The following is a 26,608-nucleotide window of genomic DNA, read 5'->3' on the forward strand; positions in this document are numbered from 1 at the left end:
GAGAACTCCTGAAGACGGGCCGACCCGAGGTCGGCGAGCGAGGTGTCCCCATTCAGCCGCCGCGTCCTTTGCGCTTCCTATGACCCGTCTATGACGCTCGCCTGCATCGTCGGGCGGGCGCTGATCGCCGCGCGGAGCCGTTCGGAGACCAGCAGGTCTCCCCCGGTGCCGCAGGCGAGGACGTCGACGTCCCAGCGGGAGAGGACGCGGTCGAGGGTCGGCTCGCCGCCGGCGAGGACCGCGGTGGCGAGGACGTCGGCGGTGAGGATGTCGCCCGCGAGGACGGTGACCTGGCGGAAGCGCACCCCGTCCGCGTCGTGCGGGCGCCGCCAGACGTGCTCTCCGCGCTCCGCGGTGCCCGACGTCGCGACGGCGCGCCGGTCGCCGGTGAGCGGGACGGCGCACAGGAGCGATCGGCGGTCGTCGGGATCGACGATCCCGATCCGGACCGGTGCGTCGTGGGCGTGGGAGTCGGCGTGGGCGTCGACGGCGCGGGATCCGAGGACGTCGCCCCCGACGGTCAGGAGCCACGGCGCGTCGCCGCCGCGCTCCAGCAGCCTCCCCGCCGCCGCGATCGCGCGGGCCTTGACCGTGCCGGCGAGGTCGAGCACGCCGTCCGGGCGGTGCGGGGTGAAGGCGCCGTCGGTGGCGGTCCGCCACTCGAGGGCCTCGGCGTAGGCGTCGCGCATCTCCGCGCTCGCGTCGGCGAGGCGGAGGCGGCCGTCGGCGATCCTGCTCGCCTCCGACTCCGGCCGGTACAGGCTGAACCGCTCGTCCGCGGACCGGAAGACCGCCCGGATCGCCGCCAGCGGCGCGTCGGCCTCGGCCCGGAGGCTCGCGACCGTTCCCATCGTGGGGAAGGTCGAGATCACAGGCCGGCCTGGTCGATCGCGGACTGCAGCGAGTCGAGGTAGGCGTCGCTGGTGTAGGTCGCGCCGCTGACCGAGGCGACGTCGGCGCTCTGGGCGGCGAGGACCTCGCTGCGCAGGATCGGTGCGGCACGGTTCGAGATCGAGACGGAGCGGTTCTCCTTGTCCGTCAGCTGCAGAGCGGTCACGTCCGTGATCGCGCCACCGGCGACGGTGATCGCGACCTGCACGTCGCCGTAGCGGGTCGCGACGGCGGTCCCCGTGTAGGTGCCGTCCGTTCCGCCGGTGCTGTCGGTGCCGCCGGTGCCGGTGGTGCCGGCGGGCGCCGAGGGCGTCGACGGGGTGGAGCTCGGCGTCGGAACCTCGAACGTGCCGGAGCCGCTCGAGCCGCTCGAGGCCGTCGCTGTCGGAGTCGGAGTCGAGACGGCCGGCGCTGCGGCCTCCGGCGCCGGTCCGGCGGGAGTGCTCCCCGCGGCGCCGAGGTCCCAGCCGATGACGAGGACGGCCGTGGACGCGAGGACGCTCGCGAGGGCGGCGCGTGTCCTCACCAGCTGAACCTCTCGATGTGGATCCGGTGCTCGGGGAGGCCCGCGCTGCGGGCGTCGCGGAGGACGAGCTCGCTCCAGGCGTCCGGTCCGCAGACGTAGAGGTCGGAGTCGAGCAGCCGCGGGAACACCGAGGTCAGCGTGACGCCTCGCGAGAGAGCCTCGGCGGACAGCCAGGTGTCGCTGCCGGACGGGCGATGCCCCTGCATCCAGTAGAGAGTGCCGCCTCCGCGGCGCACGAGCTCGCCCGTCTCGTCCCAGAGGCGGTCCTGCGCGTGATCCGCCCCGCGCAGGAGGACGGTGGCCTCGCCCGGCTGCAGGGCACTGTGCTCGAGGAGTGCGCGCGCGGGGGTGATGCCGATGCCCGCGGCGACGACGGCGAGGAGTGGAGCGGTGCGCGCCGTGTCGGTGAAGATCCCGTAGGGGCCCTCGATCGACACGGCCGTGCCCGGCCGCAGTCGAGCGAGGCGTGCGGTGCCGGCGCCCAGCACGCGGACGGTGATCCGGGCGGTGCGGTCGGTGGGGACGGCGGAGAAGGAGACGGGGTGGGCGTGCCACCAGGTGCCGGCGCTCCAGAACCGCCAGATCGCGTACTGACCGCCGACGGCGCCGAGGGAGCGCATCCGTCGCCCGGTCAGGTGCAGCGAGAACACCCCGGGTGCGATCGTCTCGACCGCCTCGATCCGGATGCGGTGGCGGACGGTGCGCACGACGGGCACGGCGAACCGGAACCACGCGACGGAGCCGAACGCCGCGACGTAGAGGGCGATCCAGTAGGCGCGCTGCGCGGACCCCTCGGCGAGGACCTGACCGGCGGAGAGCTGATGCGGCACCGCGACGAGCACGGCCGCGTAGCTGAGGAGGTGGATCGCGTGCCACGCCTCGTAGGCGAACCGGCGGCGGACCGCGACCAGCGAGGTGACCACGACGAGCAGCAGCAGCGCGGTCGCGAGCAGGGCGAGCAGCATGTCGCTGCCGGAGTAGAGGGCGAGGCTCTCCTGCACGAGGTCGAGCCCGTCCGTCATGGCGTAGCCGACCGTGAGGAGCAGGCCGTGACCGAGGATCAGCAGGAGGGCGGGCTTGCCGAGCCGCCGGTGCAGCGCCGTCGCGACGTCCTGACCGAAGGTGCGATCGATACACGGGATGCGCGCGGCGAGCACCAGCATCAGCAGGAGCAGATCGGTCCCCACCAGCCCGGCGACGATCCCCGCCGCCGACAGCGCCGTCGGGAGGTCGGTCACGGCCTCCGGACCACCGGAGGCGAGGAACAGCGCGATCGCGACGGCGACCGAGACGACGCACGCGGTCACCAGCGCATCGGCCGAGCGCCTCCGCCGCCGGAGGGCGCGGCGGCGGCGCTCACCCGAAGAGACGTCCACCCCCGGGCCGTCCGACGCTGCGGGCGCCGGTCGAACTGTTCGCAGCACCGTGCTCATCGCATCGACCTTCCCTGAGCGTCACCCTTCGCGGGGTCCCCGCCGGGAGATCAGGATCGGCGACGACGCTATGCACTCCCGATGAGCCCGCCATGGCCTGCATCGGAGTCGGCCCGCGCCCGGGCCGGCGCCGCAGCGCGCCGACGCTGAGGTTCTCCGCGATGCCGGTGCAGGCGACCTCGACGACGGTCTGCCAGGCGGGGAGGAGGTCGCCGTCCGCCGTCGCTCACCTGCCCGCGCGCCTTCACGGACATCCGCTCGAGCCGGACGAAGCGGATCAGCGCGCGTGCGCCGTCGCCAGCTCCCCCCAGTGCGTCGTCGCGCGCAGCGACAGCGCGCCGCGCTTCATCGTCCAGACCGGCCCCTTGCGGATCCCGGCGAGCCCGAGGCCGACGGCGGAGCGGCCGTGGCGCTTGGTGACGGCGTCGATCGTCGCGCCGAGGCCCTTGCTGTCGAACGCGGTGTCGAACACCTCGAGGAGGGCGTGCGAGTCGCGCGGCGACAGGTTCGTCAGGATCACGCCGGCCCGCACGTAACGCGCGCCCTCGCGCAGTCGCGGCCGCAGCGTGCCGATCGCCGCCTTGACGATCGCCACCGGGTCGTCGGTCGGCACGGGGAAGCCGGCGAGGCCGCCCGCGGACTCGTACGGCGCGTCCGAGAACGGCGACGTCGACGCGAAGACGCTCATCGTCTTCGTCACCGACCCCTGCGCGCGCAGCCGGTGGGCCGCGCGCTGCGCGTAGACGGAGAGCACCTGCTCCATGTCCGCGATCGTCGTCACCGGAGTGGCGAACGAGCGGGAGAAGATCAACTGGTCGCGCACCGTCCGGGCCGCCTCGAGCGGGATGCAGTCGACCCCGCGCAGCTCGTAGACGGAGCGCTGCAGCACCACGGAGAACTTCTTCCGGATCAGCGCCGGGTCCGCATCGCGCAGGTCGCGGATCGTGTGGATGGACAGCTCGGCGAGGCGCTTCCCGGTACGGCCCGCGACTCCCCACAGCTCGGTGACGTGCTGCGACGCCATCAGCGCGTCGAGCTGCTCGGGGGTGTACCAGTCGGTGTCGCAGACGCCTCCCAGGCGCGGGTGCTTCTTCGCACCGCCCTTGTTGACGAACTTCGCGAGCGTCTTGCTCGGCCCGAACCCGACGCACACGGGCAGGCCGACGTTCTTCGCGACGGCGGCGCGCATCGCCCGGCCGATCCTCGCCCGCTCCGCCACGTCGCCGTCGACGCCGAGGAAGCTCTCGTCGATCGAGTACACCTCCTGCCAGGCCGAGTAGCGGCCCAGCAGCTCCATCACCCGCGCGGACAGCTCGCCGTACAGCTCGTAGTTGCTGGAGCGGGCGATCACCTCCGGGAGGCGTCCCGAGCGGATCAGGGGCAGGACCTTGAACCAGGGCGTCCCGTTCTCGATGCCGAGCTTCTTCACCTCGTCCGAGCGGGCGACCACGCAGCCGTCGTTGTTCGAGAGGACGACGACCGGCCGCCCCTGCAGCTTCGGGTCGAACAGCCGCTCGCAGGAGACGTAGAAGCTGTTCACGTCGACCAGGCCGATCCGCCGCTCAGAGCGCACGGTGCAGCCGGTGCAGGCAGACGGTGACGACGCCCCAGATCTGGAGGTCGCTCAGCTCCGCGACGAGGATCGGCGGGTAGTCCGGGTTCTCCGCGCGCAGCACCACTCCCCCGGGGCTCAGCTCGAGCCGCTTCACGGTCAGCTCGCCGTCGAGGATCGCGATCACGACGCTCCCGTGCGTCGGCGTGAGTGAGCGGTCGACCACGAGCTCGTCGCCGTCGCTGATGCCGGCGCCGGTCATGCTCTCGCCCGAGACGCGGACGATGAACGTCGAGGTCTTGTCCCGGATCAGGTGGTCGTTGAGGTCGAGGGAGCCGTCGAAGTAGTCCTGCGCCGGCGACGGGAAGCCCGCCGCCACCGCGTCGGCGGGGACGAGGAGGGAGACGGCCACGGCGTCCCGGGCCGGGGTCGCGATGCGGTCCACCACAGTCACGCTCATTCTCGGCCCTCCTCACGGGATCGAACATGTGTTCGAATACGTCCGAGTGTAGGTCGACCCCACCGACATCGGCACCGACAGGCCCTCGCTCGTGGCCGCCCCCGATGCGCGAGGATCGGATCCGTGGATGCTGAGCGGGTACTCGGAGGCGGTCGTGCGGACGGGGTGTGGTGCCGGCTCGGCGAGCCGCTGACGGTGGCGCAGATCGCGCGCGGCGGGCCCGCCTGGCTCTGCCTGGACGCGCAGCACGGCGCCTTCGACGACGCCGCGGTCCTCGCGACCATGCGCGCGCTGGCGACCGTGAGCGAGCGTCCGCCCGTCGCCGTCCGTGTCGCCGGGCTCTCGGACCCGCTGATCGGGCGGGCGCTCGATGCCGGAGCGGACATCGTCGTCGTCCCGATGATCGAGTCGGTCGAGGACGCGGCCTCGGCGGTCCGCGCCGCGCACTACCCGCCGCTCGGACGGCGCAGCTGGGGTCCGATGACCGACCTCTGGGGCGCCGCGCCCCCGTCGGCCGCCGAGGCGCGGCCGGCGCTCTGGCTGATGATCGAGACGCAGTCCGGCCTCGACGCGGTCGAGGAGATCCTCGCGGTGCCGGGGGTCGCCGGCGTCTTCGTCGGCCCGTTCGACCTCGCGATCGGACTCGGCCGGGAGCTGCCCGACCTGCTCGCCGCGGACGGACCCGGGGACCCGCTGCCGAGGATCGCCGCGGCCGCCAGGAACGCGGGCAGGGGCGCCGGTGCCTACGCGGGCGACCCGGACCGCGCTCGGCAGCTGCGCGCGCTCGGCTTCCCGCGGGTCGCCGTCGCGACCGACCAGTCGCTGATCGCGCTCGGCGCGGCGGCGGCGCTCGGTGCGGACGGCTCAGGCTGCTGAGCCTCCGAGGGATGCGACGACGGCGATGAGGACGACTCCGGGGTGACCGCGAGTCCGAGGCCGCGCCGCTCGCCCTCTCGCCCGTCGGATCTCGGACTCCTGGCCGCACACCTCGGCGCTCGGCCGGGACGTGCTCGCCTCCGTGCAGGCGCTGCGGCGCTGAGGCGCGGGCGTGAGCGGACGCCGCAGCGGGCACGACGTCAGCAGCCGGTCTACGGCGATCGACGTCGGGGGCAGGGACCGATCGTCCGATCCCGCGGAGACGCTGCTGGCGTACTCGCGGGGCACCCATCGGCCACCGAGCAGGTCGCTGCCCGCCAGGGCACATTCGGAGGACTGCTACCAGCGGCCGGCGATCCGCTATTTCGATACGACGAGCTGAACCACGCGTTCGAGCGGACGGTACAGCTGGTCGGCTGACGGCGGCGTCCTGCGTTCAGACGATCCGCTCCCCCGCTAGGTCGGGATCGGAACGCATCTGTGACTCGGGGGTGACGAGCACCTCAGCTCGGGTGCGCGCCCTTGACTTCTGATCCGCCGTCGAAGTGTCCCGAAAACCGCCCCGTCACCGGGCGATTCATCGGGCGGGTCCTACGGGACGCTTCCGCCCGCGCCGATGCGGGGTGCATCTCGCTTTCCGGAGTGATGCAGTGAGCGCCCGGCTATCGGACACCAGCGTGAGCCTGACGCGGCCAATGTCAGACTGTCTCGGTCCGAATCAGCTCACGCGAGATTTCCTAGGGAGACCGGCCATGACAGACACTCTCGATGCGCGACTGGACAGGATCTTCGCCGCCCGGAACCGGGAGGACATGCGTCCCACGATCGACGCTCTTCTCCCCCTCTACGACGAGCACCCCGAGAATCCCCGAGTCGTCTACGAGGTCGGCGGCGCGTACGACACGGCGGGAGAGGAAGCGACCGCTCTCGGTTTCTATGAGCGGGCGATGGAACTGGGGCTGAGCGGAGACATCCGCCGCCGCTGCTACCTCCAGTACGGCAGCACCCTCCGCAATCTCGGCAAAATCGAGGAATCTCGAGCATTGTTCGCACGCGCGCGAGACGAGTTCCCGGAGTCCGTCTCCCTCGGAGTGTTCGAGTCCCTGACACTCCACGCCGCCGGCCAGGTGAACACCGCGCTCGCCAGCCTGCTCACCCTCCTGGCCGACCACGTCGACGCGACCGAGCTCGACCGGTACAAGCCGGCGATGCGAGGCAACGCCGAGTACCTCACGTCACTCGACGCGCACTCTAACTGAGCGTCCCCGACGCCCTGATCGAATTCGGAGTCATCGCCGCCCTCGTCCGATGACGGATCCACTGGATGTCTCGCCAACGATCCCCGTCCGGAACTGGTCGAGGCCTGTCGTGGCCGAACTGGCCGCTCTCGGTAGTGTGTGGCGATCGAGCAGCAGGAACGTCCCGCTGGGGAGGTGTGCGCGGTGGAGCTGCTGAATGTGCTGGTACTGCTCGTCGTCGCGGCGGGTGCCGCCTGTCAGGTGCTCTCCGGTGTCGGCTTTGCTCTGGTCTGCACCCCTTTCCTCGTCCTCACGGTCGGTCACGATCAAGGCGTGCGAACCGTTCTCGCGATGTCGATCCTGCTCAACATCGTCATCCTGCTCCGGTCGTTTCGGCAGGTGCGCCTCGGAGACGCGTTCCGCCTCCTGCTGCCCGCGGCGGTGCTGGTCGTACCGGCGATCACTCTCGCGAACACTGTCCGAACACCTTTTCTCTCCGCCTTGGCCGGGGCTGTCATCCTCCTCGCGACGGCCCTGATAGTTGCGGGGCGCGCACTCCCCTGGCTCGAGGGGACGCGGGGAGCTGTCATCGCCGGGGCAACGAGCGGCGTGTTCAACGTCCTCGCAGCCGCCAGCGGGCCGCCCGTTGCGCTCTTCGCTGCTCAACGTCGATGGCCTCCGATCGTTGCCACTGCGACGTTGCAGGCTTTCGCACTCCCTCTCAACGTCGTCACTCTTGCGCTTCTACGGCCGATCTCGAGCGACGCCGCAGGACTGGGATGGGCACTGACCGGGCTCGTTCTCGGAACCGTCATCGCCTCTTTCTTCTCAACTCGGGTTCCCCCTCGTGCGGTCCGTTCCGTCACCCTGTCGATCGCAGGACTCGGAGGAGCAACGCTGCTCATCACCGGGCTCATGACGATCGCCTGATTCCGACCAGCTGCCAATTCTCACCGATGAGACGAATGCTGGGTGGGGCTGGTTGGATTCGGCCCGCAACCTGACCGCGCCGGAGTCCGGTAGGGGATCTCCTTGCGGGACGGGTGCGATGAGCCGGATGTGCGGACTGAGAGGAACTGGGTATTGCCAGGCCTTGCGACACAAGGCATAGTGTGTCCATGGCGACCGACACCGAGAAGATCCTCACGAACCTCCGAAAGGGGGTTCTGGAGTTCTGCGTCCTCGCGGCGATCTCCGGCGAGCCGAAGTACGGGCGGGATCTCGCGCACACGCTCAGCGAGCAAGGGATGCTCGCCGGCGAAGGCACCCTCTATCCCCTTCTCTCACGACTCCGCGATACGGGCTTCGTGTCGACCGAGCTGACCGAGTCGAGTCAGGGACGACAGAGGCGCTACTACTCCCTCGCTCCCGCGGGTCGCGCCCGGCTCGAGGAGTTCCGCTCGGCCTGGGCGCCGTTCCGGACCACCGTCGACACCCTCTTGGAGACGCACTGATGACCACCACACAGGCCCCTCAGACCCGCCGCCCGTACCAGGCCCAGTTGCGGCGCGAGCTGGCCGTGCTGCCGCGGCGATCACGCCGCAGCCTCCTCCAAGAGGCCTCCGAGCACGCTGCCGACACAGCCGACACAGCCGACCATCCCGGAATCGACAGCTCCTTCGGCGATCCCGTCATGATCGCTCGGACCGCGCTGGAACAGCAGGACACGAACGCTCGACACCCAAGCCGACCCAGTCCACTCATGCCCTCGAAGCTCCTGCAGCTCGTCGCCGCCGTCCTTGCAAGCCCGCTCGCAGTGATCGCCGTGATCGACCTCCTCGCCCGAGACTCCTCCGTCGACTCCTTCAGCGACTCCGGCCCGGATCTGGTGCGGATCCTGCTCTGGGCTCTTCTCGCACTGCCGCCCCTCTTCGCTCGGTGGACGACGTGGTGGAGGGCCTCGGTCGCCTGCACGACGCTGTACGCCTGCTACCTCACAATCGCTCTAATCGTCTTCCTCGGAGGATGGAACGTGCCGAGCGCCGGGATCGTCTTCCTGATCAGCGGACCGCTCGCCATCAGTCACGCGCTCGCGCTCGCCCTCTCACTCATCGCTCTCTTCCGAGCCCCCAGGGCCCTCCGCCTCCGCTGACCACCTCGCGTCCACGTACCCGGCAGCCGCTCAACGGACCTGACGCGATGAACGATCGCCATACGGGACGGCGTAGCGAGAACTCTGCATCGCAGAGTAGATTGCTCTACATCGCAGAGTGATCGGAGCAGCATGTCATTGACGCGCACCCCCCTGGAAGAACGAGTCCGGGCTGCCCGACGGGTATCTTCGCTGCCGCTCATCATCTCCGGCGTCGGGGTCATCGCGGCCGGACTGGTGCCCCTCGTCGGGCCGAGGCTGTTCTTCGTGAGCTTCCTGGTTCCTGCCGTCACGAGCATCGTTCTCTGGGCCGCGTTGAAAGCGGCTGCCGGTCGTGCGGGTGTGGGGATGGGGCGGGAGCGGATCGGGCTTGTCACCGCGATCATCGCCGCGGTCTCGGTTCTGACTCTCTTGATCACGATGTTCGCCGGTCCAGCCTTCCTCGTCGGAGTGCTCCTGTTCGTGGTCGGTTGGCGACTCGAGAACCGTCTTCAGTGGATCGCCGGCCTCGCGATAGCGATAGCGTCCCCTCTCCTCAGCTACAGCTTCATGCAGAACGCTGCCTACGGATTCGGCTTGATCCCGGTCGACTCCTACCGCTTCACTCCTCTGTCCGTCGATGACGTCGTACTCGCGGCCATCGGCCTCGCCCTCACCGTGATGGGTGTCCTCGTCTTTCGGCAGGAGACAGCACGTGTCCGCGATACCAGGCGCTGAGGGGTCGGCGGACGACGAGTTCGCATCCCTGGACGATGCGGTTCACCAGCGGACACGTCTCGCGATTCTGACCATCCTTCACGAGGCCGGCGAAGCCGATTTCCGCTTCCTGCGCACCACCCTCGATCTGACCGACGGGAACCTCGGGCGGCACCTCGAAGTCCTGCTCGGCGCCGGCTACATCACCACGCGGCGGGGGTACGACGGGCGCCGGGCGAAGAACTGGGTGGCACTCACCCCTCAGGGTGCCGCCGCCCTCCGCATCGAGATCGAGGCGCTACGAGCGATCGTCGCGCGTGTCGATCGCGACCGTAAGTAACGCGGATCAAGCCCGCGACGATGGGAGAAGTGACATGACCACTCCAAGAACGCAGACCACCAACACGTCGACGCGCGGTACCGCTCCGCGCAGCTACCTCCACTCGGTGCTGCTGGGTGCTCTCGGCAGGATCGTGGTGCCGGTGCTCATCGTGCTCGCGACGACCTCGTGGTCCTCGCCCGGCCCGGAGGAGCACGTGCGGATGGCGCTGGGCTCGGTCATCGCCGCATGCGTCTCGGTGGTAGGAGCCTGGTGGCTCGCGTTCAACCGGCGCAGCGCCGGAGCACCCGGCCGCACCTGGTTCTCGGGCATCGCGTGCCTCTTCACCCTCGCGGCGGTTTCGACCATCAACACCGCCGCGGGGCGACTCGAAGGCCTGATCACCAGCTGAACGAGCCGAGAAGGTCTCGTTGATCGGAGCAAACTCCGGACACGGACTGCACGATTCGCCTCCTCGCGTAGCTAGCGGCCGGGTGTGGTCAAGCGGATGCCGAGGAGTACGAGCCCCGCCGCCACCGCCGCTGCCCCGAAGGCGACGGCGGCAGCGGCTCCCACTGACCCCGAGGTGAGCGATCCGATGAGGATCATTGCCGCACCCACAGTCAGGAGGACGGCTGTGTACGCGTTGCCGAGCGTGCGATGGGTCATGCCCGGAATGTAATGCCGAGTGCTGCGCGTGAGAATCATGGCTCGCTGATCGTCTGCGCTTGGTTCGCGAAACTATCTGAGGCTTCGCATTACGACGGAGCGCTGTCCGGACATGTCCACAGTGAAGGGCAATCACTGAGGGGGAACGACATGGATGACATCGATGAGCTGGTGCGTCGAGCTGCACCGCCGGCGTTGGGATCGGATCCGGGGAACGCAGCGCAGGCGCGTGCGATCGCGCGAGCCGTCGCGGACGAGCGCCGTCCGCGCCGTTTCCGGCTGCGGTCCGGTCTTGGGATTGCAATCCTCAGCATCGGGCTCGTGGGCGTCGGCACGACGGCCGCGGTCGCCGGGCCGGCTCTGCTGAGCTGGGTCGGCTGGGCTCCGGATGCTGCCGTGCAACGCACCTTCGAACTCAACGCAGGAAGCAACGTCGGTCTCTGCGCCGTCGTCGCGCGGGTCGTCCCCGAGTACGGCGGACAACTCTCGGACGCTGACGTGAACGAGCGCACCGAGCAGGCGCGCGAGTTCCTGGCCGACTACGACTGGTCTCCCCTCGTGGCGGCGATCACCGCCCAGGACATCGAAGCCGGACTGGTCGAGGAACAGGCCGAACGGCAGGCGTTGAAGGATCGCATCACAGCCGAGGGCGGGAACCCGGGAGACGTTCCCGACGCAGATCGTGGGATCGTCGCGAGCACGCTCATGAGCGACGAGGTGTCCCGCGTGTTCGAGGAGGCGGGCCACCTGGCCGGCGGGGTGTCTCTCGAGATGGCTGGCCAGTGCGGCGCCAGCGGTGCCGAGTGATGGGCAGGAGGCGCCGCGATCACCGGGAGACGACTCTCGAGGGCCTGCACGACGCCAACGCAGCCGACCTCCTCAGCTACTTCGGCCGGCGCGTCAGCGTCGCGGCCGACGCCGCCGATCTGCTCAGCGAGACGTTCGTCGTCGCCTGGCGGCGCATCGACCAGCTGCCCTCCGATCCGGAGCAGGCGCGGATGTGGCTGTTCGGGGTCGCCCGCCGACTCCTCGCGAACGCAGCCCGAGGAACGCTCCGACACGCTGACCTGACCCTCAAGCTGCGTCAGCACCTCGAAACCCAGCCCATCGAATCGACCGATACCGCAACCCTCGACGTGCAGGACGCACTCGACCAGCTGCCACCCGACCAGAGCGAGCTCGTGCGTCTGATCCTCTGGGACGGCTTCGCCCTCCCCCAAGCCGCCGCGATTCTCGGGGTCAGCACCTCGACTGCACACGGCCGACACCAACGCGCACGCAACAGGCTCCGAGAACTCCTCTGCCCCGACACGGCTCAGACGGTTGCGACCGCGCCGCGGCCCGGGACGAGGACGGCGTGAAATGTGAGGCGGGCGCGGTAGCCGGCCGAACAACGACTCCGCGCGGGACAGGCTCGCCCCTCGTGAATCGATAGTGCAGACGACCGTGGGCATCTCGATGTTCACGGTCGTCTGCACGACTGCCGTCGCATCGCGAAAGTTGTGCAGGTGACTACGAAAAACGACATATGCCGAGACGCCGTCTTCGGCGGCCGGACGACGACCCCTCATCGGACGCCCGCAGCGGCGGCCATGGCCGGTACGGTGACCGCCTGAACGACGACGAAGAACGTCACAACCTGGTGGCACTCACCGAGATCCTCAACGGCTACATCAGAGCGATCGAGAACCCCGAGAAGCTGTTTCAGGTGTGCGCGAACGTCTCGGGAGGTCGCGACGACGAGAGGGCAGCCGTCGCCGCGGCATTCGAGGTCAGCGACGTGGTGGCCAATGCGATTCTTGACTTGCAAGTGAGGCGCTTCACGCCGAGGTCGATCGAGCAGATGCGGAACGAACTGGCCGACTACAACCGTCGACTAGCCGAACTCAACCGACCGTAGGCGATCCCCATACGGGACGAGCCGCCGGCGTGGCCGGTGTAGAAGTCACGCCGACCTCAGGAAGCGTTGATGTCTCCGTGGATCGTCAGGAACCAGGCCGTGTCGCCGTCCGCGTTTGACGCGGTGGCCTCGACAGTCGAAATCGGCTTCTCGCCGAGCGACGCCGGGTCGATCTCGTGCGGGCCATCGGCACAGTCGATCGCCTCGAGGGTCGTCGTCGTCCTCGTCGTCGGGCCTCCTGCCGTGGACAGCGATCCGATCTCGAGATCGATCACTCCGTCGCCGAGACATTCAAAGGTGATCGCTGTCGGCAGGGCGGGTCGCGCGAGAGTCGCTTCGACGTGGCCACCATCATCGTCGGCGTTAGCGTTCAGCGAGAGAATCGCAACAACGTCACGGTCCGTTTCCACATCCGCTTGGCGCTCTGCACGCCACTGAGTGATGCGAGGGTCCTCCCCAGATATCGGGGCGCAGCCTGCGAGAGACGCCACGAGAACAAGACCAACTACTGCGCTGACGGGACGGTGCCTCATCGCTACACAGTAGGGGCAGGCGATCGCAGATGGACGAACTTCTGACCCGATGGCGAGATAGTGAAGCTCAGCGCTGAACAACCTCGCCTCTGTGCCCACGTCGATCGGATCTGTGCCTTGCGGTCCCACTCTCCCCGCTGTCGCGTTCAGCACTACGGATCCTTGGCGGAACCGTGCCGGTGAACGATCCCCCTACGGGACGCCAGAAGCGATGAGAGTGAGGCGGAGCGCGCGACGGCTTGGCCATGCGCTCGCTACGCTCACGGAATGTTCGGCCTCTCGCGTTGGCGCCCGCGAGCTGACGCTCGCCGTTCGCGCCGCGCTCGGTTCCGCTCCCTACTCGCTGAGGCCTGTAGCGCGTGCTCTCACCCCTGGGTGGAGCACCTCGCGGATGCCGGACCGGCCGGCGGTCACGTCTGCTCGGAGTGCGTCTACGAGCTCGAGCACGGGTTCAGCCACGGGCCGACCTGTCACCGACCGGTTCCGATCGACGTGTTGAGTCGCGCTGACGCCGCCGCCGCGACAACAGCGCGGGGCGGCAACGAGCGACTGGTCGGAGGAGGTCGGATGCGAGACGGTGCAGAAGACCGCGATGACCCTTCGATCCCGACCCTGCGCGAAACGACAGCCGCTCTCCTCTTCGGGCTGGTCCAGCCCCGAGACGTGATCGCTCTGGCAGCGGATCTCGTGGCAGCAGGGAGCGACAGCGAGTCCCTTGTCGCTCTCGCGTCCCTCTACTCCAGCGCCACTCCCGCCGATGTCTTCGACCTCAGCTCGGCGGCACTCATCGAAGCGGGCGCGCGGCCATTGGATCGGGACGGTGAGGAGATCCCGCTTCTCGCGCTGCGCGTCGCGTGCCGTCGTTTCCTCACCGGCGACTGGGATCTCCGCGCCTTCTCCTCCTGGGTGCACGACCGGATCGGGCACGACGGACCGGCAGCTGCACAGTTGCTTGTCGAGGTCGATGACCAGCTCGGCGCGCGAGGCATCGGAGCCGGTACCCGATACCGCCAGAAGGTCGCTCGACTCGCCGTCGCCTTCCTCGCAGACACAGAAGGACCGGCGAGCGAGGACCACTAACGAATCCGTTCGGTGCACGATCCCCATTCGGAATGAGGGAGCTCGCGCTTTTCGCTCCGGCGATGAGCAGGCGAAGTAGGGTGAGCGAAACGCAACGGGGGACGCGATGGGCCACGAACGACCGACCTACAGATTCAGGATCAGTGCGGTCGCGGTCGCGCTCATGGCCTTTCCTCTTCTCGCCGGGTGCGCGCAGCAGGACACCAGCGTCTACGACGACCCGACCGTGTACTCGGACTACGACAGGGCGCAGCAGGAGCAGGACGTGCTCCCCTCGCTTGGCAGCGTCGGAGACAAGCTCGATCCCGACTCGATCCGGTTCGCTGGTTCGGTCGAGGGCTACGACTTCTACCTCGCCTTACCTCGCGAGGGAGCGGGGCATTGCGTCATCGTCAATGAGGGTGACGAGCCGGCGAGCGGCTGCGGCGAGAAGCTGTCGAAGCAGAACGACTGGACGGTGCAGATCCACCCCGATGACGCCGTGCCGGATGAAGCAACCGGCGAGGGCTGGACCCAGCTAGGCAAGAACCTGTCGGTCCGCGCGAGCTGACGACGGGAACGCTCTCGCACTTGACCACAGCCCCTGGCCGAGAGCAGCAGCCCGACGACTTTGCGACCCGATGAACGATCCCCTACCGGACGCCCGCTGGACCAGCCCTATACGAGACGACCGCACCTTACCGCTGAGCAACGGAGGCCCAGGCGCTGGGTATGCCAAGCTGCGGTCATGGCACCTGAGCTCGGGACCGGTCAAGACGACGCGAACAAGTACCAGCCGTCGGATAAGCGGCGGACGTGGCGGTCTTGGTGGACCGTCTTGGCATTGAGCTGCGCCGCGGTCGCGTGCCCGCTGATCGGGTTTGCGCTCGGAGAGCCGGCGCGTGACTGGGTCAGGTTTGTAGGCTTGCTGCTGCTGTTCGCCGCGATCATGCTCGGTGGTTGGCTGGCGAACGAGGCGCGGCCGCGAAATTAGCGACCGGCCAACGATCCCCCTACGGGACGCACCGAGTGTCTTCGTCTCCGCGAGAACAGGCCGGTGTCGAAGCAGAAGAAGATCCGGAAAGTACTGCTCACCGCGCGCGCGGAAGACTCGGCCGTCAGGATCCAGCGAGGCTGGAAGCGGGCCGAAACGATCGAAGGGTTCGTCGTAGGAGTCGGTCGCAAATGGACGCTCATCGCAACAACGACGACAGGGGGCTTCTTCGACGGCTACGCCACGATCCGCCTGACCGACATCACCCGCGCGCGACCCTACGACTCCTGGGAGCACCGCTTCTTCCAAACACTGCCCGAATGGCCGCCGCGACCACCCGCCGGCAGGTCTGCAATCGATCTGGACACCACGTCGGGCATGCTGGCGACCTTCCTCGAGCCGGGCGTCCTTCTCTCCATCGAACGCAGGAAGAAGCACGCGATGTGGGTCGGCGTACCGAATGAGCTCACACGCAACTGGTTCTACCTCTGGGAGGTCGATGCGAACGCCGTATGGGACCCCGCACCGCGGGGCTACAGACCCCGAACCGTCACCCTGGTCCGGACCGGCCACCTCTACCTCCAGGGACTGGCCGTGGTCGCCGACAGTCCCCCGTCCGAAGATCTCCCGCACCACTGGACGGCCCGCTCGAAAGCATCGCGCCGAGAGAACCGAACGGCGACGCACTGAGCCATGGCCTGCCGGTCGCTCACCAGGCGAGCCGGTGGTCGTCCTCGAAGACCGCGCCGGTCGGGCCGTCGGCGGGCAGGGTGGCCAGGCGGACGGCGACCGCCGCGCCTTCGTCCGGCGTCCTGCTGCCGCGGAAGTCGTTGAAGTCAGTGGCGACGTGTCCCGGGGCCGCGCCGTTGATCTTCAGCGTCGTGGCGGCGAACTCGCGGGCGTAGTGCACGGTCAGCGCGTTGAGGGCGGTCTTCGAGCTGGAGTAGGCCATGGAGGGCTGCCCCACCCAGGCGCCCTCCTCGCCGAGCGAGCCGCGCTTGCTCGTGACGTTCACCACCCGCGCATCCTTCACTCGGGTGAGGAGCGGCAGGAACGCCGTCATCATCCGCACGACGGCGAAGACGTTGACCTCGTACACGCTCCTGATGTCGTCGACCGTCTCCTCGGTCGGCGTCGGCAGGTGATCCATCGGGTGGAAGGTGAGCGTGTTGACGCCGGCATTGTTCACCAGCACGTCGAGATGCCCGAACTCCTCCGCGACGCGCGCCGCGAGGGCATCGACATGGTCCTGCCGGGTGACGTCGAGAAGGACGGGCCGGACGTCGCCGTCGAGGGTCCCCGCCGCGTCCCGGCCGGCGTCGACGCTCCTCGCTCCGAGCAGGACGGTGAACCCCTGCCGTGCGAGGCCGCGCGCGATGGCCAGGCCGATGCCCTTGTTGCCACCGGTGACGAGGGCGAGCTTCGTCGCAGAATTTCTAAGTGTTGTCATGTCAACACTCTGCGATCCGGCCGTTGTCGTGTCAACACCTGCACCGTAGGCTGGGCGGATGACCGCACCGCTGAGCGAGCAGGACCAACTTCTCTGGCATGCGTGGAAGATCGCAGCGGACCAGGTCCGGCAGCGCGTCGCCGAGGAGATCAAGACCGGCACGGGTCTCTCCGACCCGGACTTCGGCATCCTGACGCGCCTGGTCGAGCTCGGCGGCGGGGAGCTCCGCCAGAGCGACCTCGCCACCTCGATGCAGTGGCACCGCAGCCGGCTCTCGCACCAACTGACCCGCATGGAGCAGCGCGGTCTGCTCGGTCGTCGGAGCGTGGACGCCGGCGTTCACGTGCAGATCACCGATGAGGGGCGGGATGTCGTCCGCGCTGCCCGGCCGATCCACGCCGCCGCTGTCCGCAGGCACCTCGTCGATCGCACTGACGGCATCGATCGCGCGACCCTGATGCAGGTGCTCGAGCGGCTCGCGCAGGACTCCTCGCCGTCCCGATGAGGAATCCCCTCACGGGACAAGCGCGCCGGCTTGGACCGGGGTGACAAGTTCTCATCGGACTCGCTTCGCCCACCGCTCGACTCGACAGACGCGCGGCCCGGAGCTCGCTGGTCAGAGGTCTCGCCGGGCGGTGAGTGGCTCGGAGCCGATGACCTCCAGCAAGGCGAGGTTCTCGGCGTCGCGTGAGCCTGCCTGTGCGGTGTAGAGCACGAGGTGCTGGTCGCGTTCGGTGATGGCGAGGGAGTCGCAGTCGACGGTGATCGCCCCCACCGGTGTGCGGCGGAACGTCTTCCGCAGGGGTGGCGGCGTCTGGACGTCGTGCCGTTTCCAGAGCCGTGCGAACTCGGCGCTGCCGGTCCGGAGGTCGTCGATCAGTTCCGCGACGACGGGGTCCGAGGGGTACGTGGCGTGAGCGTTGCGGAGCTGCGTGACGACGCCCTCTTGGAATGCGATCTCGTCCGAGATTCCGTAGATCGCTTCCGGTGGCTGCTCTGCGGCGAGGAAGGTCTTCCTCGCGAGGTTGCGGTCGCGCGGCGGCAGCAGCGAGAAGTCCTCCATGAGGGCTGCTGCGAGCTCGTTCCACGCGAGCACCTCGAAGGTGGCGGACAGGACGATGCCGGCGGTGTGCGGGAGTCGTTCGAGGAGCGCGAGAACGCTCGGTCGAACGTCGCGACGGTGCAAGCCCGACGGGGTCGGAGCGGTGCCGGCGAGCCGGTGCAGGTGGTCGGACTCCTCGGACGTGAGACGGAGAGCACCTGCGATACCACCGAGGACGACGTCCGAGGGTCGAGGAGCGCGGCCCTGTTCGAGTCGGGCGTAGTACTCGGTGGAGATGTGCGCGAGAACGGCGATCTCCTCCCGGCGCAGTCCCGGTGTTCTGCGGCGTGGTCCCGACGGCAGTCCGACGTCCTCCGGCCGAAGACGCTCGCGGCGACTTCGGAGGAACGCTGCGAGCTCACCCTTGTCCATGCTCCCCAGTGTGCGCCCGAGCCGGCGATGGATCCTCGTACCGTTCGTGCCTGGATGCGGATCTTGCGGGCGGCGACGGTGGTCGTATGACACACACCAACGAATCCACACCGGTCGGCCTGCTGACCGGCAAAGTCGTCTTCATCACCGGAGCCAGCCGTGGCATCGGCGCCGCAGCGGCTCGCCTCTTCGCCGGCGAAGGTGCCGCTGTCGTGCTGGCGGCCCGCAACATGAAAGCGCTCGGCTCGATCGTCGACGAGATCCGCGGTCAGGGCGGCACGGCTGATGCCGTTGCCATGGACCTCGCTGACCGGGCGAGTATCCGTGCCGCCGTGGACCACGTCGAGGAGCTCCACGGACGCCTCGACGGCGCCTTCAACAACGGCGGCGTGAACCAGCAGAACGCCGGTCCCCTCGACACCACTTCCGACGACGACATCGACGAGCAGTTCGCGGTGAACTTCCGTGCTCACTGGGTCGCGATGCTCGCCGAAGCAGCCCTCATGAGGAAGTCCGGAGGCGGTGCGATCGTCAATACCTCCAGCATCGGCAGCCGCCGCGCCGTTCCACCCCTGCCCGCCTACGGGGCGATGAAGCGAGCACTGAACAGCATCACCGAGACCGCGGCGGTGACCTGGGCCGGGCAAGGCATTCGCGTCAACGGCATCACGCCAGGCGGAACCGCAACGGAGATGATGGACGAGTGGGAGACGAAGACGCCGGGCATCATCGACGCGAACAACGCAGCCAGCCCCCTCGGCCGCATGGCGACCGCCCTCGAAGTCGCCGAAGTCGCCGGTTTCCTCCTCAGCGACCGCGCCTCAGCCGTGACGGGCGCCATCGTGCCCGTCGACGGCGGCGCCGGCGCCTGAGGCAGAGGGAGCGCACATGACCGACACGACCACCGCCGGCCTCGCTCGCGCGAGAGGACTGACTGAGGGGCACCCCATGCAACGGACGAAGCGTCAGAACCTCTGGCTCGCGCTCATCGTGCTGTACGTGCTGGGCAGCGTCGCCGCCGTGATCGGCCTCATCCCCATCGCGCTCGGCTACGACGAGCCGATCTTCAAGGCGACGTGGTGGGTGCTGCTGCTCCTCTGCTTCGCAGTAAGCCTCGGTCACCGACTCAACGAGATATTCGGGTTCGCGTCTCGCCGGAAGCGACAGGGGCGACCCGCGAGCGGTTTCGAGCATCTGCGCGGGTACTTCTTCGGCTACCCGTCCGCAGAAGGCGACGCCGCGGAGCAGGCGCCTGATGCCGACGGATCGGCGATGTCTGGCCGACGTCACTGATAGCGCACCGCTGACCGATCCCCTCTTGGGACGGGGTTGCTCGACCGTCATCTTCCCCGCACGCCCGCAGATGACGGTCTGCTCGTATCGTCAGGGGATGAGGGATCGTTGGCTGTTGGTGACGGGGGTCGCGGTGACCGCACTCGTCTGCGCTGCTGCGACATGGTTCCCCCGGTCATCGCCGCCGCCTCAGTTCTCCGTTTCGGGCGTCGTCGTGAATGAGGCCGGTGATCCGATGGGTCGATGCCTCCTCGATTCCTTGACGGGAGAGGAGTCGGGTATGTTCACCCGCCGGGACGGCACGTTCCCATGGCCGTTTCGAGTCTTCGGATTCCGGGAGTACGACGTGGGAGCCACGTGCGAAGGCGGCAAGGTAGCCAGCGACACCGTTTTCGTCACCGGAGACATGTACATTCGCCTCGTCGCGAGGTAAGCCGCGGCCAGCTTTCCCTCTTGAAGTCAGCATTGCGGAGCGAGAGGCCTCCACTCACCCTCGAGCCGCGCCAGTCGCGCACGGCCTGTAAGGGACCGAAATCACAGACCGAGCGTGACCGACTCGACGCGTCCGGTCACCGATCCCCATACGGGACGAAGGAGACGGGTCCGATTGACGCCGATCAGTTTGCGGGTCGTTCGTCCCAGACACCGTCGTAGGGCGTGATCGTCTTCATGAACTCTGCGCTTCCCCACGCCGGATCTCCGGGGATCAGAACAAGGGTCGCCTCGTCGCGCAGCATTGGATCTCCGTTCGGGTAGGGCGCTCCGCTGGTGCAGCTCGCTGGCGTCGACACGACGTCGAGGACGTCACCCACCTCCGCCTCACCGCCGAAGACCTCGGTGACGGTCGCGCGGTGAAGCGACGCCTCTTCGCCGTACATCGTCACTGTCGTCTCAGTCGGCTCGAGCTCGGCTCGCACTATGAAGTCGTGTGAGCCAGCGGCCTCCTCCAGAGAGTCGTACGACCTCCAGTCCAGGCAGGCCGGTTCATTGAACTCCGACACGAAGACGGGAGCGCACCCTGCCATCGCACTCGTGACCAGGAGCAGGCCAGCACAACGCAGCACAGCGGCCTTCATCGTTCCTCCTCTGCGCGGCACCCAACACCGATCAGCCTAGGTCGAAGCGGAAAGGACTACAGGGCTGCACAGCGCGCAGACCTGCACTGCGACGACCCCGCCTCTATCGGTTCCGGCAATCAAGCCGCGAAGCACCCGGAGCACCATCCCCATACGGGACGACGATCGGTCGACACTCCGATCAGCTTGCCCGAGCGCGAATTGCACGTCATCGGCCGCGAGTATCAACGATCTGATGACGTTCGCGGTACTCACGATGCAGGCGGCGGCGAGCAGTGGTTCACTGACCCGCATGATGCAGGGACGGCGAAGACGAATGACATCCATTCTCGTCGTTGCCGCCATCGCGCTCAGCGCCGGCGGCTGCACCGGCATCACGTCGAGCTCGGCCGGATCCTGTGCCGTCAAGGTGATCGAACTCCAGGAGTCGTCCCTCCACCCCGGCGGAGTCGTCCACCTCAGCGCCGACTTCATCTGGGAGACCTGCGAGGACACCGGAGGCACGAGCCGCGCCGCTTCAGATGTCACTGTCACCATCACCCCCTCCGCGAGCGGCGAGGAGATACTGCTCGGTCGACCGATCCCTCAGGGCGAACGGTCGACGGTCGACGCGTCCTTCGACCTCCCCGCCGATCTCCCTACCGGCCCTGCCGTGCTTGCCCTGCGCACACAGAGCAGTGACCCGATCTACGTCGAACTACCGATTGGGATCACGCGATGAGTTCCCCTGTTCATCTGCGTGCGCAGCGGATCGTGTGGGGGTCGTTTCTTCTCGTGGTGGGGCTGCTCTTCGGCGCAGGACAGATCTGGGTGAGCCAGTACCAGGGAGCGACCTACAAGTGCATGGTGGATGGGCCTTTCTCGCCGGACGCGGAGGTCTCGGAACGTTCCGGCATCGTGGTGGGTTCCGCGGCGCTGTGGCCGCTCGGTCGCGCGTGCGCGTGGGCGCGCGCCGATGGTGAAGGGACCGTCACGACTTACTCCGGGCGCTGGCCACGCACGCTTGCGGCTCTGGGCCTGACACTCGGCGGGCTCGCACTCGCCGTCGCGCCGGCGAAGCGGCGAGGGCAACCCGACCCACACTCGTCTCACTGATCGATCCGCTGACGGGACGCATGCTGTCCGAACTCACATGAGTAGATGATGCGGTGAGTACTTGGGTCCACATCGCATCGGGCCGGTACGGTGACCGCATGGACGACGACACCGAACGTCAGAGCCTTGTGACGAGTATCGAGATCCTCAACGCCTGCATCAGAGCTGTCGAGAACCCCGAGAAGCTGTTTCGGGTGTGCGCGAACGTCTCGGGAGGTCGCGACGACGAGAGGGCGGCCGTCGCCGCGGCATTCGAGGTCAGCGACGTGGTGGCCGATGCGATTCTCGACATGCAGGTGAGGCGCTTCATGCCGAGGTCGATCGAGCAGATGCGGAACGAGCTGGCCCGCTATGCCCGTCGACTTGCCGAACTCGACAGTCCGTAGGCCGACGTCGCCGCAGCACTCGCCACGTCCGCGAACGACTGACCACGCGTCCGGATGACCATCCGCTTATGGGACGGACTTCGGGTTGAACCCGTCGTCCTGCCTTGAGGTCAGACCGCGGCTTCTTGCCGTCGCGTAGCCTCATGGTGCAGTCAACCAAGGGGGACCTGATGAAGCGCGCCATCGTCATTGCTGCGAGCCTTCTCGGGCTGAGCATCGCCGCACTACTCCTGGTGATCGCCTACGTGTCGGTAGGACGAAGCTTCGGCCAGGAATGGAGCAGCCTCGACGGCCCGCAACCCGTCTGGCCGGCCGTCGTCGGCTTCGGATCGATGAACCTGGCCGCACTCAGCGGAGCCACTCTTGCTGTCCTCGTCCTCGTCGTCGTCGGACGCGAGTTCAGCCGAGGACGGAACGCGAAGAGTCGGCGCTGACCCTCTCTCAACCATCCGCTATCGGACGGTCGGAACAGGAGGTCGCGCCGGTCGACCTACTATCGGGATGTGACCCACGATCTGCCTCTGCCTGAGCACGTCTCGCACTACACGAGCATCGCCGGGCCGATCGGGATCATGAAGTCGTCAGCGCTCTGGGCCACTCATATCACGCAGCTGAACGACCCGAACGAGAATCAGACGGCCGTCGGCGTGCTGGAGAAGGTACATGCGATCGACGAGCAGCTGTACGTGCAGACATACAAGGTGCGAGACAGGGATGACCTGTTCGTCAGTTCACTCAGCGCCGCACAGGACCACCTCGGGATGTGGCGCCCATACAACTCTCGAATCGAGATCGTCTTCAATACCGAGCGGCTGGTCGCGACGGTCGAGGAGCTGAACCGCGACGTCGGTGCCCGCTTCGCACAGACAAGCTACGAGGAGATCGACCTCGAAGAACGGCTCAGCACGCTCCTGGCACCCGACAGCACCGACCCCGCAGGCCCCTACGAGGTGGCGATCCTGACGGCAAGCCATAAGAGCGCCCACTGGTCCGACGAGAAGGAGTACAGGTTCGTTGGCCTCGTGCACTCGCACGATGGAGGCCGCGAGGCGGCCCGAGTGCAGTTCCGGGAAGGGGAGGTGGGCCTCTCCCCCTACATCGAGTTGCTTCTCTCGCCACGGGGCCCGAACGGACAGCCGCTCAACCCACTGCCCTTCGATCTGATCAGCGAGATCCGTGTCGGTCCGAAGGGTGATCAGAACGCCCTCGTCCGGGCCCTCGAGGTCGTAGCGAACCAGCACCTGAGCCCCGAGGGCGACTCCTGGCCGATCACCCGATCAGAGCAGAGCTACCGCTAGGACTGAGAAATAGAGGTGCTCTCGTGAAGGAGGGAGCGACGACGCCACCCACTGTCACGACGATTAGTCGAGAACTCACTGCCAGCCCGTCCCCATTCACCTCGGGTTCACAGCGCCGGCTCCCGACCGCGGGCACTACTACGGCCGACCACGGCCGCTAGCGGATCCCCATACGGAACACTCGGCTGCGCAGAGAGCAGCTGAGTACGATCGGGCCATGCAGCGCTCAGTAGGCGGAGTCGTCATCGAGGTCACGCACGCGAGAATCGGTGACGCGACTCCGACACCCGACGGTCCGATCCAGATGTGGACGATCGCCCTCTCCGGAGTAGGCATCGATCACACTGCGACTGTCGGTGTCGCCGGCACTTCCATGGAGCCGAACGATGACGTGTTCGCCACTGTTCTCGACGTGGCCGTGGTGCAGTACGACACCGTGTCCGAGGACACGGACCCGCTCGCGACCTCTGCGATCCGCGAGTGGAAGCAAGACCACGCGACCGAACTGCAGGAGCTCGTGAAGACGCTTCGAGCGACCAGCAGCTAGCACCCTCGCGGCGCACTCGGTTCCCGGCCACTCATGGCTCACGACAGGCCGACGCTCGGACGAGGGCCAACGGCCGAACCGGTTGGCGATCCCACACAAAACATTCCGCCAGCGTGTTGGCGAGCCGCAGGTCCCGCCGTCCAGGGAAGCGAATAGAGAACGTATTTCGCGGAGTCGTTAGCCTTTGTCCTGCACGCTAGCGGCATGACTACTGTCCCCGATGTCGACCATGTCGTTCGCGAGGAGCTGCGCGAACTCCTTGACAGGCCCGTGCGCGACTACCTATCCGTTCTCACCGAGAGGGCCGCGAAGCAGCGCCTTCGGCGCACATCTTGTGCGAGCTGACCGTGACCAGTCGAACGAGGCTCGACCGCCATCTCCTCGCAGTAGCATCCGGCGCGGTCGGCGTCGTCGCCGCCCTCTCGCTGACGTCTTGCGGGTACGGCTGCCATGAAATCGGCTACACCAACGAGCTTCGCGTGACGGCGGCAGGTGCGCGATCCGTTGATGTCGCCGACATCCGGCTGTGTGCGGATGAGATCTGCGCCTATCCCTCCGTCGATGCAGCCCCCGCAACCGGACGCTCCTACTGGGTCGTCCACAACACCTCCGGTCTGTGGATATATGTTTTCGGTGACCACCACCCCGACACAGTGCACCTCACACTCCTCGACAACGCAGGCCGCGCCCTCGACGAACAGGACCACGACATCGACTGGAACCTCGTCGACGAACCAAATGGCCCGGGATGCGGCTGGCGCGCCGACCCCTATGACCTCACCGTCAGCCTCTGAGAGCGGCAGGGACAACACAACCCACGCTCGTCTCACTGATCGATCCCCATACGGGACGCGCCTCCGGTCGGGATCGGTGTAACGCTGCGAGGACCTGCGGACACTAGTAGATGTGGGGATCATCAGGACGGACGAAGCCGCCGCCTGGGCGCGTGCGTCCTCCGGTGACGGTGCGGCGTTCGCGTCGATCTTCGACGAGCACCGCGCTCGGGTATTCCGGCACGCGTACCGACTCCTTGTCGATACGACCGATGCCGAGGACGCAACAGCGATCGCGTTCCTCGAACTGTGGCACCGCCGCCGCAGCGTCGCGCTCGTCAACGGCTCAGTCCTCCCCTGGCTACTCGTGACCGTCACCAACGCCGCCCGCAACCTCAGCCGCGGCCGCGGCCGGTACCGAACCCTCCTGGCCGCGCTCCCCCACGGCGAACACCCGTCCTCCGCGGAAGACGTGGCACTGCGCGACGTCATCGAAGACCAGCGCCTCGCTGAAGCGCTCGGACGCCTCTCGCCGGCGGACCTGCACCTCGTGACGCTCGTGATGATCGAGGGCTACAGCCCCACCGACGCCGCGCCCCTCCTCGGGCTCAGCGCCGGCGCCACCCGGACCAGGCTGCATCGGGCCCGCGCGGCGCTGCGCGACAAGCTCGGGCACCCGACCCTCAGCCTCTACATCCAGTCGACGCTAGGAGATCCGTCATGACCGCCCCGCAGATGAGCGACAAATTCACCACCGCCTTCCGGCGCGCGCTGATCCAGCACGTCGAGACCCCCTCCCGCTCCCGCCGACACCGATGGCTGCTGGGAGGCGGAATCGGCGCGGTCGCGATATTCGCCGGCACCGCCACAGCGGCCGCCACGGGCCTGCTCCCTCTGCCAGGCGCCGCGGTCGTCACACCGGTGAGCGCGTCCGCAGTCGGCACCTACACCGGCACCGCGACCCTCCAGCTCGGACCCGCTCCCGACGGCGCGACAGGGCTGACCGTCTCGCTGAACTGCCTCACCCCGGGCACCTTCACGCTCACCGGAGGATCGAGTCTCACCTGCTCCGCCAACGACTTCCTTCGACCAGAGCAGGTGCCGGGCTTCGACTCCTTCTTCACTCCCCTCACCGACGCCCCCGATGGAGCGCTCACCGTCACTGCCTCCGCAGGCAGTGGATGGCGGGCGATCGTCGCGTACGCCACGTCCGAGACGACCGCGTGGGCGGAGAACGCCGCCGGCCAGAGCTACGGAGTCACCAACGAGAACGGTGATCCGGACCTCATCGCCGTCGTCGCGAACAACGGCGCGCAGGGCTACGTGCATCGCGGCGACCTCGAAGACGCCGACGGCACCACCGCTCAACGCTCCTTCACCACACCCGAGGACGCCCTCGAATGGCAGAAGCAGAACGCAGGCATCACCCACGCCATTCCCGTCTACGACTCGGACGGCACCACCCTCGTAGGCGAGTTCGACGTCGGATGATCGCGGCGTCCAGACGACCATCCTTCTCCGGGACGCGCCCGTAGCCTGTGGACATGCGTCCACTGAGGAGACGACTGCCCGGCTGGGCGCTCGTGCTCCTGTCGATCCCGCTCGGTCTGGCCTCGATCGCCCTCGGATGGACCTTCGATGGGATCGATCCCTTCAGCGTTCAGTGCTCGCGAGGAACGTTCCCTGAGGCGGGCGATCTGTCCGACGAGTCCGTCCGCATCACCGGCGATCCGACGCTCCTACCCTTGGGGGTGGACTGCACGTACGACGCCGACCACGACGACATCGGCCCGCAGACGATTCACCACTACGACTTCCCCGAGACGGTCGGCCTGCTCGTGAGCGTCCTCGCCTTCGGCGGAGGCGGGGTCCTCGTCCTCGTCCGCGACTAGCGACCATCAGCGCCCGCCAGACGATCCCCATGCCGTCGAACTCGACGTCCACCGCTCCCCCGGGAAGCGAGGGGTCGAGAGCGGCG

38 protein-coding genes are annotated in these 26,608 nt (G+C 68.0%); 29 read left to right on the forward strand and 9 right to left on the reverse strand.

Annotation, left to right across the window (positions count from 1 at the left end; translation table 11 throughout):
- Positions 1-77: 77 nt before the first annotated feature.
- The 5 genes from EDF45_RS07705 to EDF45_RS07725 form a co-directional block, all read right to left on the reverse strand.
- On the reverse strand, positions 78-872 hold the full coding sequence (locus EDF45_RS07705) for an FAD:protein FMN transferase (protein ID WP_260311991.1): 795 nt from the start codon (positions 870-872) through the stop codon (positions 78-80).
- Positions 869-1,417 carry an FMN-binding protein gene (locus tag EDF45_RS07710; RefSeq protein WP_123735658.1) on the reverse strand — a complete coding sequence of 183 codons (549 nt, stop codon included), beginning with the start codon at positions 1,415-1,417 and terminating at the stop codon, positions 869-871. Before EDF45_RS07710 ends, EDF45_RS07705 begins: the two co-directional genes overlap by 4 nt.
- Positions 1,414-2,793, reverse strand: a complete 1,380-nt coding sequence (locus tag EDF45_RS07715; protein ID WP_260312363.1) for a ferric reductase-like transmembrane domain-containing protein — start codon at positions 2,791-2,793, stop codon at positions 1,414-1,416. The genes EDF45_RS07710 and EDF45_RS07715 overlap by 4 nt, the downstream gene beginning before the upstream one ends.
- A 334-nt stretch (positions 2,794-3,127) precedes the next feature.
- On the reverse strand, positions 3,128-4,423 hold the full coding sequence (locus tag EDF45_RS07720; RefSeq protein ID WP_123735660.1) for a Y-family DNA polymerase: 1,296 nt from the start codon (positions 4,421-4,423) through the stop codon (positions 3,128-3,130).
- On the reverse strand, positions 4,413-4,862 hold the full coding sequence (locus EDF45_RS07725; protein ID WP_123446383.1) for a LexA family transcriptional regulator: 450 nt from the start codon (positions 4,860-4,862) through the stop codon (positions 4,413-4,415). Before EDF45_RS07725 ends, EDF45_RS07720 begins: the two co-directional genes overlap by 11 nt.
- Positions 4,863-4,985: 123 nt before the next feature.
- Here EDF45_RS07725 and EDF45_RS07730 point away from each other — a divergent pair, with 123 nt between their 5' ends.
- From EDF45_RS07730 to EDF45_RS07785, 11 genes are all read left to right on the forward strand, one after another.
- Positions 4,986-5,738: an HpcH/HpaI aldolase/citrate lyase family protein gene (locus tag EDF45_RS07730; protein WP_185020127.1), complete on the forward strand. Its 753-nt coding sequence runs from the start codon at positions 4,986-4,988 to the stop codon at positions 5,736-5,738.
- 752 nt (positions 5,739-6,490) lie between these two features.
- Positions 6,491-6,997 carry a tetratricopeptide repeat protein gene (locus tag EDF45_RS07735; protein WP_123735661.1) on the forward strand — a complete coding sequence of 169 codons (507 nt, stop codon included), beginning with the start codon at positions 6,491-6,493 and terminating at the stop codon, positions 6,995-6,997.
- 138 nt (positions 6,998-7,135) lie between these two features.
- Positions 7,136-7,906 carry a sulfite exporter TauE/SafE family protein gene (locus EDF45_RS07740; protein WP_123735662.1) on the forward strand — a complete coding sequence of 257 codons (771 nt, stop codon included), beginning with the start codon at positions 7,136-7,138 and terminating at the stop codon, positions 7,904-7,906.
- 188 nt (positions 7,907-8,094) lie between these two features.
- A complete protein-coding gene (locus EDF45_RS07745; RefSeq protein WP_104338373.1) occupies positions 8,095-8,430 on the forward strand; it encodes a PadR family transcriptional regulator in 336 nt (111 codons plus the stop codon).
- Between the two features lie 248 nt (positions 8,431-8,678).
- Positions 8,679-9,068: a hypothetical protein gene (locus EDF45_RS21005; protein WP_148060241.1), complete on the forward strand. Its 390-nt coding sequence runs from the start codon at positions 8,679-8,681 to the stop codon at positions 9,066-9,068.
- Positions 9,069-9,206: 138 nt separating this feature from the next.
- Positions 9,207-9,785 (forward strand): hypothetical protein, encoded by a 579-nt coding sequence (locus tag EDF45_RS07755; RefSeq protein ID WP_148070815.1) that lies wholly within the window; start codon positions 9,207-9,209, stop codon positions 9,783-9,785.
- On the forward strand, positions 9,763-10,104 hold the full coding sequence (locus EDF45_RS07760) for a transcriptional regulator (protein WP_260311999.1): 342 nt from the start codon (positions 9,763-9,765) through the stop codon (positions 10,102-10,104). The genes EDF45_RS07755 and EDF45_RS07760 overlap by 23 nt, the downstream gene beginning before the upstream one ends.
- Positions 10,105-10,138: 34 nt before the next feature.
- A complete protein-coding gene (locus tag EDF45_RS07765; RefSeq protein ID WP_123741014.1) occupies positions 10,139-10,495 on the forward strand; it encodes a hypothetical protein in 357 nt (118 codons plus the stop codon).
- A 407-nt stretch (positions 10,496-10,902) separates the two neighbouring features.
- Positions 10,903-11,559 carry a hypothetical protein gene (locus tag EDF45_RS07775; protein WP_123735667.1) on the forward strand — a complete coding sequence of 219 codons (657 nt, stop codon included), beginning with the start codon at positions 10,903-10,905 and terminating at the stop codon, positions 11,557-11,559.
- Entirely contained in the window at positions 11,559-12,113 is a 555-nt protein-coding gene (locus EDF45_RS07780; RefSeq protein WP_148060242.1) for an RNA polymerase sigma factor, read from the forward strand. The genes EDF45_RS07775 and EDF45_RS07780 overlap by 1 nt, the downstream gene beginning before the upstream one ends.
- A 167-nt stretch (positions 12,114-12,280) precedes the next feature.
- A complete protein-coding gene (locus EDF45_RS07785; protein ID WP_123735669.1) occupies positions 12,281-12,652 on the forward strand; it encodes a hypothetical protein in 372 nt (123 codons plus the stop codon).
- Between the two features lie 56 nt (positions 12,653-12,708).
- On the opposite strand, the gene EDF45_RS21010 is transcribed toward EDF45_RS07785, so the two are convergent.
- Positions 12,709-13,062, reverse strand: coding sequence for a hypothetical protein (locus tag EDF45_RS21010; RefSeq protein ID WP_104345938.1), 354 nt, complete (start codon positions 13,060-13,062; stop codon positions 12,709-12,711).
- A gap of 690 nt (positions 13,063-13,752) precedes the next feature.
- On the opposite strand from EDF45_RS21010, the gene EDF45_RS07795 reads away from it, so the two are divergent.
- The 4 genes from EDF45_RS07795 to EDF45_RS07810 all read left to right on the forward strand — a co-directional run bounded on the left by EDF45_RS07795 (position 13,753) and on the right by EDF45_RS07810 (position 15,928).
- Positions 13,753-14,265 (forward strand): hypothetical protein, encoded by a 513-nt coding sequence (locus tag EDF45_RS07795; RefSeq protein WP_123735670.1) that lies wholly within the window; start codon positions 13,753-13,755, stop codon positions 14,263-14,265.
- Positions 14,266-14,371: 106 nt separating this feature from the next.
- Positions 14,372-14,815, forward strand: a complete 444-nt coding sequence (locus EDF45_RS07800) for a hypothetical protein (protein WP_123735671.1) — start codon at positions 14,372-14,374, stop codon at positions 14,813-14,815.
- 177 nt (positions 14,816-14,992) lie between these two features.
- The gene (locus tag EDF45_RS07805; protein WP_123735672.1) at positions 14,993-15,238 is read left to right on the forward strand and encodes a hypothetical protein; all 246 of its coding nucleotides are present in this window, start codon (positions 14,993-14,995) and stop codon (positions 15,236-15,238) included.
- 63 nt (positions 15,239-15,301) lie between these two features.
- A complete protein-coding gene (locus EDF45_RS07810; RefSeq protein ID WP_123735673.1) occupies positions 15,302-15,928 on the forward strand; it encodes a hypothetical protein in 627 nt (208 codons plus the stop codon).
- Positions 15,929-15,947: 19 nt separating this feature from the next.
- On the opposite strand, the gene EDF45_RS07815 is transcribed toward EDF45_RS07810, so the two are convergent.
- A complete protein-coding gene (locus tag EDF45_RS07815) occupies positions 15,948-16,688 on the reverse strand; it encodes an SDR family NAD(P)-dependent oxidoreductase (RefSeq protein ID WP_123735674.1) in 741 nt (246 codons plus the stop codon).
- 58 nt (positions 16,689-16,746) lie between these two features.
- Here EDF45_RS07815 and EDF45_RS07820 point away from each other — a divergent pair, with 58 nt between their 5' ends.
- Positions 16,747-17,193, forward strand: coding sequence for a MarR family winged helix-turn-helix transcriptional regulator (locus EDF45_RS07820; RefSeq protein ID WP_123735675.1), 447 nt, complete (start codon positions 16,747-16,749; stop codon positions 17,191-17,193).
- A gap of 111 nt (positions 17,194-17,304) precedes the next feature.
- Here the strand turns inward: EDF45_RS07820 and EDF45_RS07825 are convergent, their stop codons facing one another.
- On the reverse strand, positions 17,305-18,255 hold the full coding sequence (locus EDF45_RS07825; RefSeq protein ID WP_260312005.1) for a helix-turn-helix transcriptional regulator: 951 nt from the start codon (positions 18,253-18,255) through the stop codon (positions 17,305-17,307).
- On the opposite strand from EDF45_RS07825, the gene EDF45_RS07830 reads away from it, so the two are divergent.
- Positions 18,249-19,034 carry an SDR family NAD(P)-dependent oxidoreductase gene (locus EDF45_RS07830; RefSeq protein ID WP_123735677.1) on the forward strand — a complete coding sequence of 262 codons (786 nt, stop codon included), beginning with the start codon at positions 18,249-18,251 and terminating at the stop codon, positions 19,032-19,034. The genes EDF45_RS07825 and EDF45_RS07830 overlap by 7 nt on opposite strands.
- 16 nt (positions 19,035-19,050) lie before the next feature.
- Positions 19,051-19,455 carry a hypothetical protein gene (locus EDF45_RS07835; protein ID WP_123735678.1) on the forward strand — a complete coding sequence of 135 codons (405 nt, stop codon included), beginning with the start codon at positions 19,051-19,053 and terminating at the stop codon, positions 19,453-19,455.
- A 617-nt stretch (positions 19,456-20,072) separates the two neighbouring features.
- On the opposite strand, the gene EDF45_RS07840 is transcribed toward EDF45_RS07835, so the two are convergent.
- Complete coding sequence (locus EDF45_RS07840; RefSeq protein ID WP_123735679.1) at positions 20,073-20,531, reverse strand: hypothetical protein; 459 nt, start codon at positions 20,529-20,531, stop codon at positions 20,073-20,075.
- A gap of 235 nt (positions 20,532-20,766) precedes the next feature.
- Here EDF45_RS07840 and EDF45_RS07845 point away from each other — a divergent pair, with 235 nt between their 5' ends.
- The 11 genes from EDF45_RS07845 to EDF45_RS21195 all read left to right on the forward strand — a co-directional run bounded on the left by EDF45_RS07845 (position 20,767) and on the right by EDF45_RS21195 (position 26,522).
- Positions 20,767-21,252 (forward strand): hypothetical protein, encoded by a 486-nt coding sequence (locus tag EDF45_RS07845; RefSeq protein ID WP_123735680.1) that lies wholly within the window; start codon positions 20,767-20,769, stop codon positions 21,250-21,252.
- Complete coding sequence (locus EDF45_RS21015; protein ID WP_123735681.1) at positions 21,249-21,626, forward strand: hypothetical protein; 378 nt, start codon at positions 21,249-21,251, stop codon at positions 21,624-21,626. The genes EDF45_RS07845 and EDF45_RS21015 overlap by 4 nt, the downstream gene beginning before the upstream one ends.
- Positions 21,627-21,724: 98 nt before the next feature.
- On the forward strand, positions 21,725-22,012 hold the full coding sequence (locus EDF45_RS07850) for a hypothetical protein (RefSeq protein WP_148060243.1): 288 nt from the start codon (positions 21,725-21,727) through the stop codon (positions 22,010-22,012).
- Between the two features lie 170 nt (positions 22,013-22,182).
- Positions 22,183-22,446: a hypothetical protein gene (locus tag EDF45_RS07855; RefSeq protein ID WP_148060244.1), complete on the forward strand. Its 264-nt coding sequence runs from the start codon at positions 22,183-22,185 to the stop codon at positions 22,444-22,446.
- A 69-nt stretch (positions 22,447-22,515) separates the two neighbouring features.
- Positions 22,516-23,310 (forward strand): hypothetical protein, encoded by a 795-nt coding sequence (locus EDF45_RS07860; protein WP_123735684.1) that lies wholly within the window; start codon positions 22,516-22,518, stop codon positions 23,308-23,310.
- A gap of 217 nt (positions 23,311-23,527) precedes the next feature.
- On the forward strand, positions 23,528-23,857 hold the full coding sequence (locus EDF45_RS07865; protein WP_123735685.1) for a hypothetical protein: 330 nt from the start codon (positions 23,528-23,530) through the stop codon (positions 23,855-23,857).
- A gap of 204 nt (positions 23,858-24,061) precedes the next feature.
- Positions 24,062-24,202, forward strand: coding sequence for a three-helix bundle dimerization domain-containing protein (locus tag EDF45_RS21955; RefSeq protein WP_374204783.1), 141 nt, complete (start codon positions 24,062-24,064; stop codon positions 24,200-24,202).
- Positions 24,203-24,204: 2 nt separating this feature from the next.
- A complete protein-coding gene (locus EDF45_RS07870; RefSeq protein ID WP_148060245.1) occupies positions 24,205-24,651 on the forward strand; it encodes a hypothetical protein in 447 nt (148 codons plus the stop codon).
- 112 nt (positions 24,652-24,763) lie between these two features.
- A complete protein-coding gene (locus tag EDF45_RS07875) occupies positions 24,764-25,354 on the forward strand; it encodes an RNA polymerase sigma factor (RefSeq protein ID WP_260312008.1) in 591 nt (196 codons plus the stop codon).
- Positions 25,351-26,121, forward strand: a complete 771-nt coding sequence (locus EDF45_RS07880; RefSeq protein WP_123735688.1) for a peptidase M56 family protein — start codon at positions 25,351-25,353, stop codon at positions 26,119-26,121. The genes EDF45_RS07875 and EDF45_RS07880 overlap by 4 nt, the downstream gene beginning before the upstream one ends.
- Positions 26,122-26,381: 260 nt before the next feature.
- Positions 26,382-26,522 carry a hypothetical protein gene (locus EDF45_RS21195; protein ID WP_185020128.1) on the forward strand — a complete coding sequence of 47 codons (141 nt, stop codon included), beginning with the start codon at positions 26,382-26,384 and terminating at the stop codon, positions 26,520-26,522.
- Positions 26,523-26,608: the final 86 nt, after the last annotated feature.

The organism is Rathayibacter sp. PhB186 (assembly GCF_003751825.1).
GTDB lineage: Bacteria > Actinomycetota > Actinomycetes > Actinomycetales > Microbacteriaceae > Rathayibacter > Rathayibacter festucae.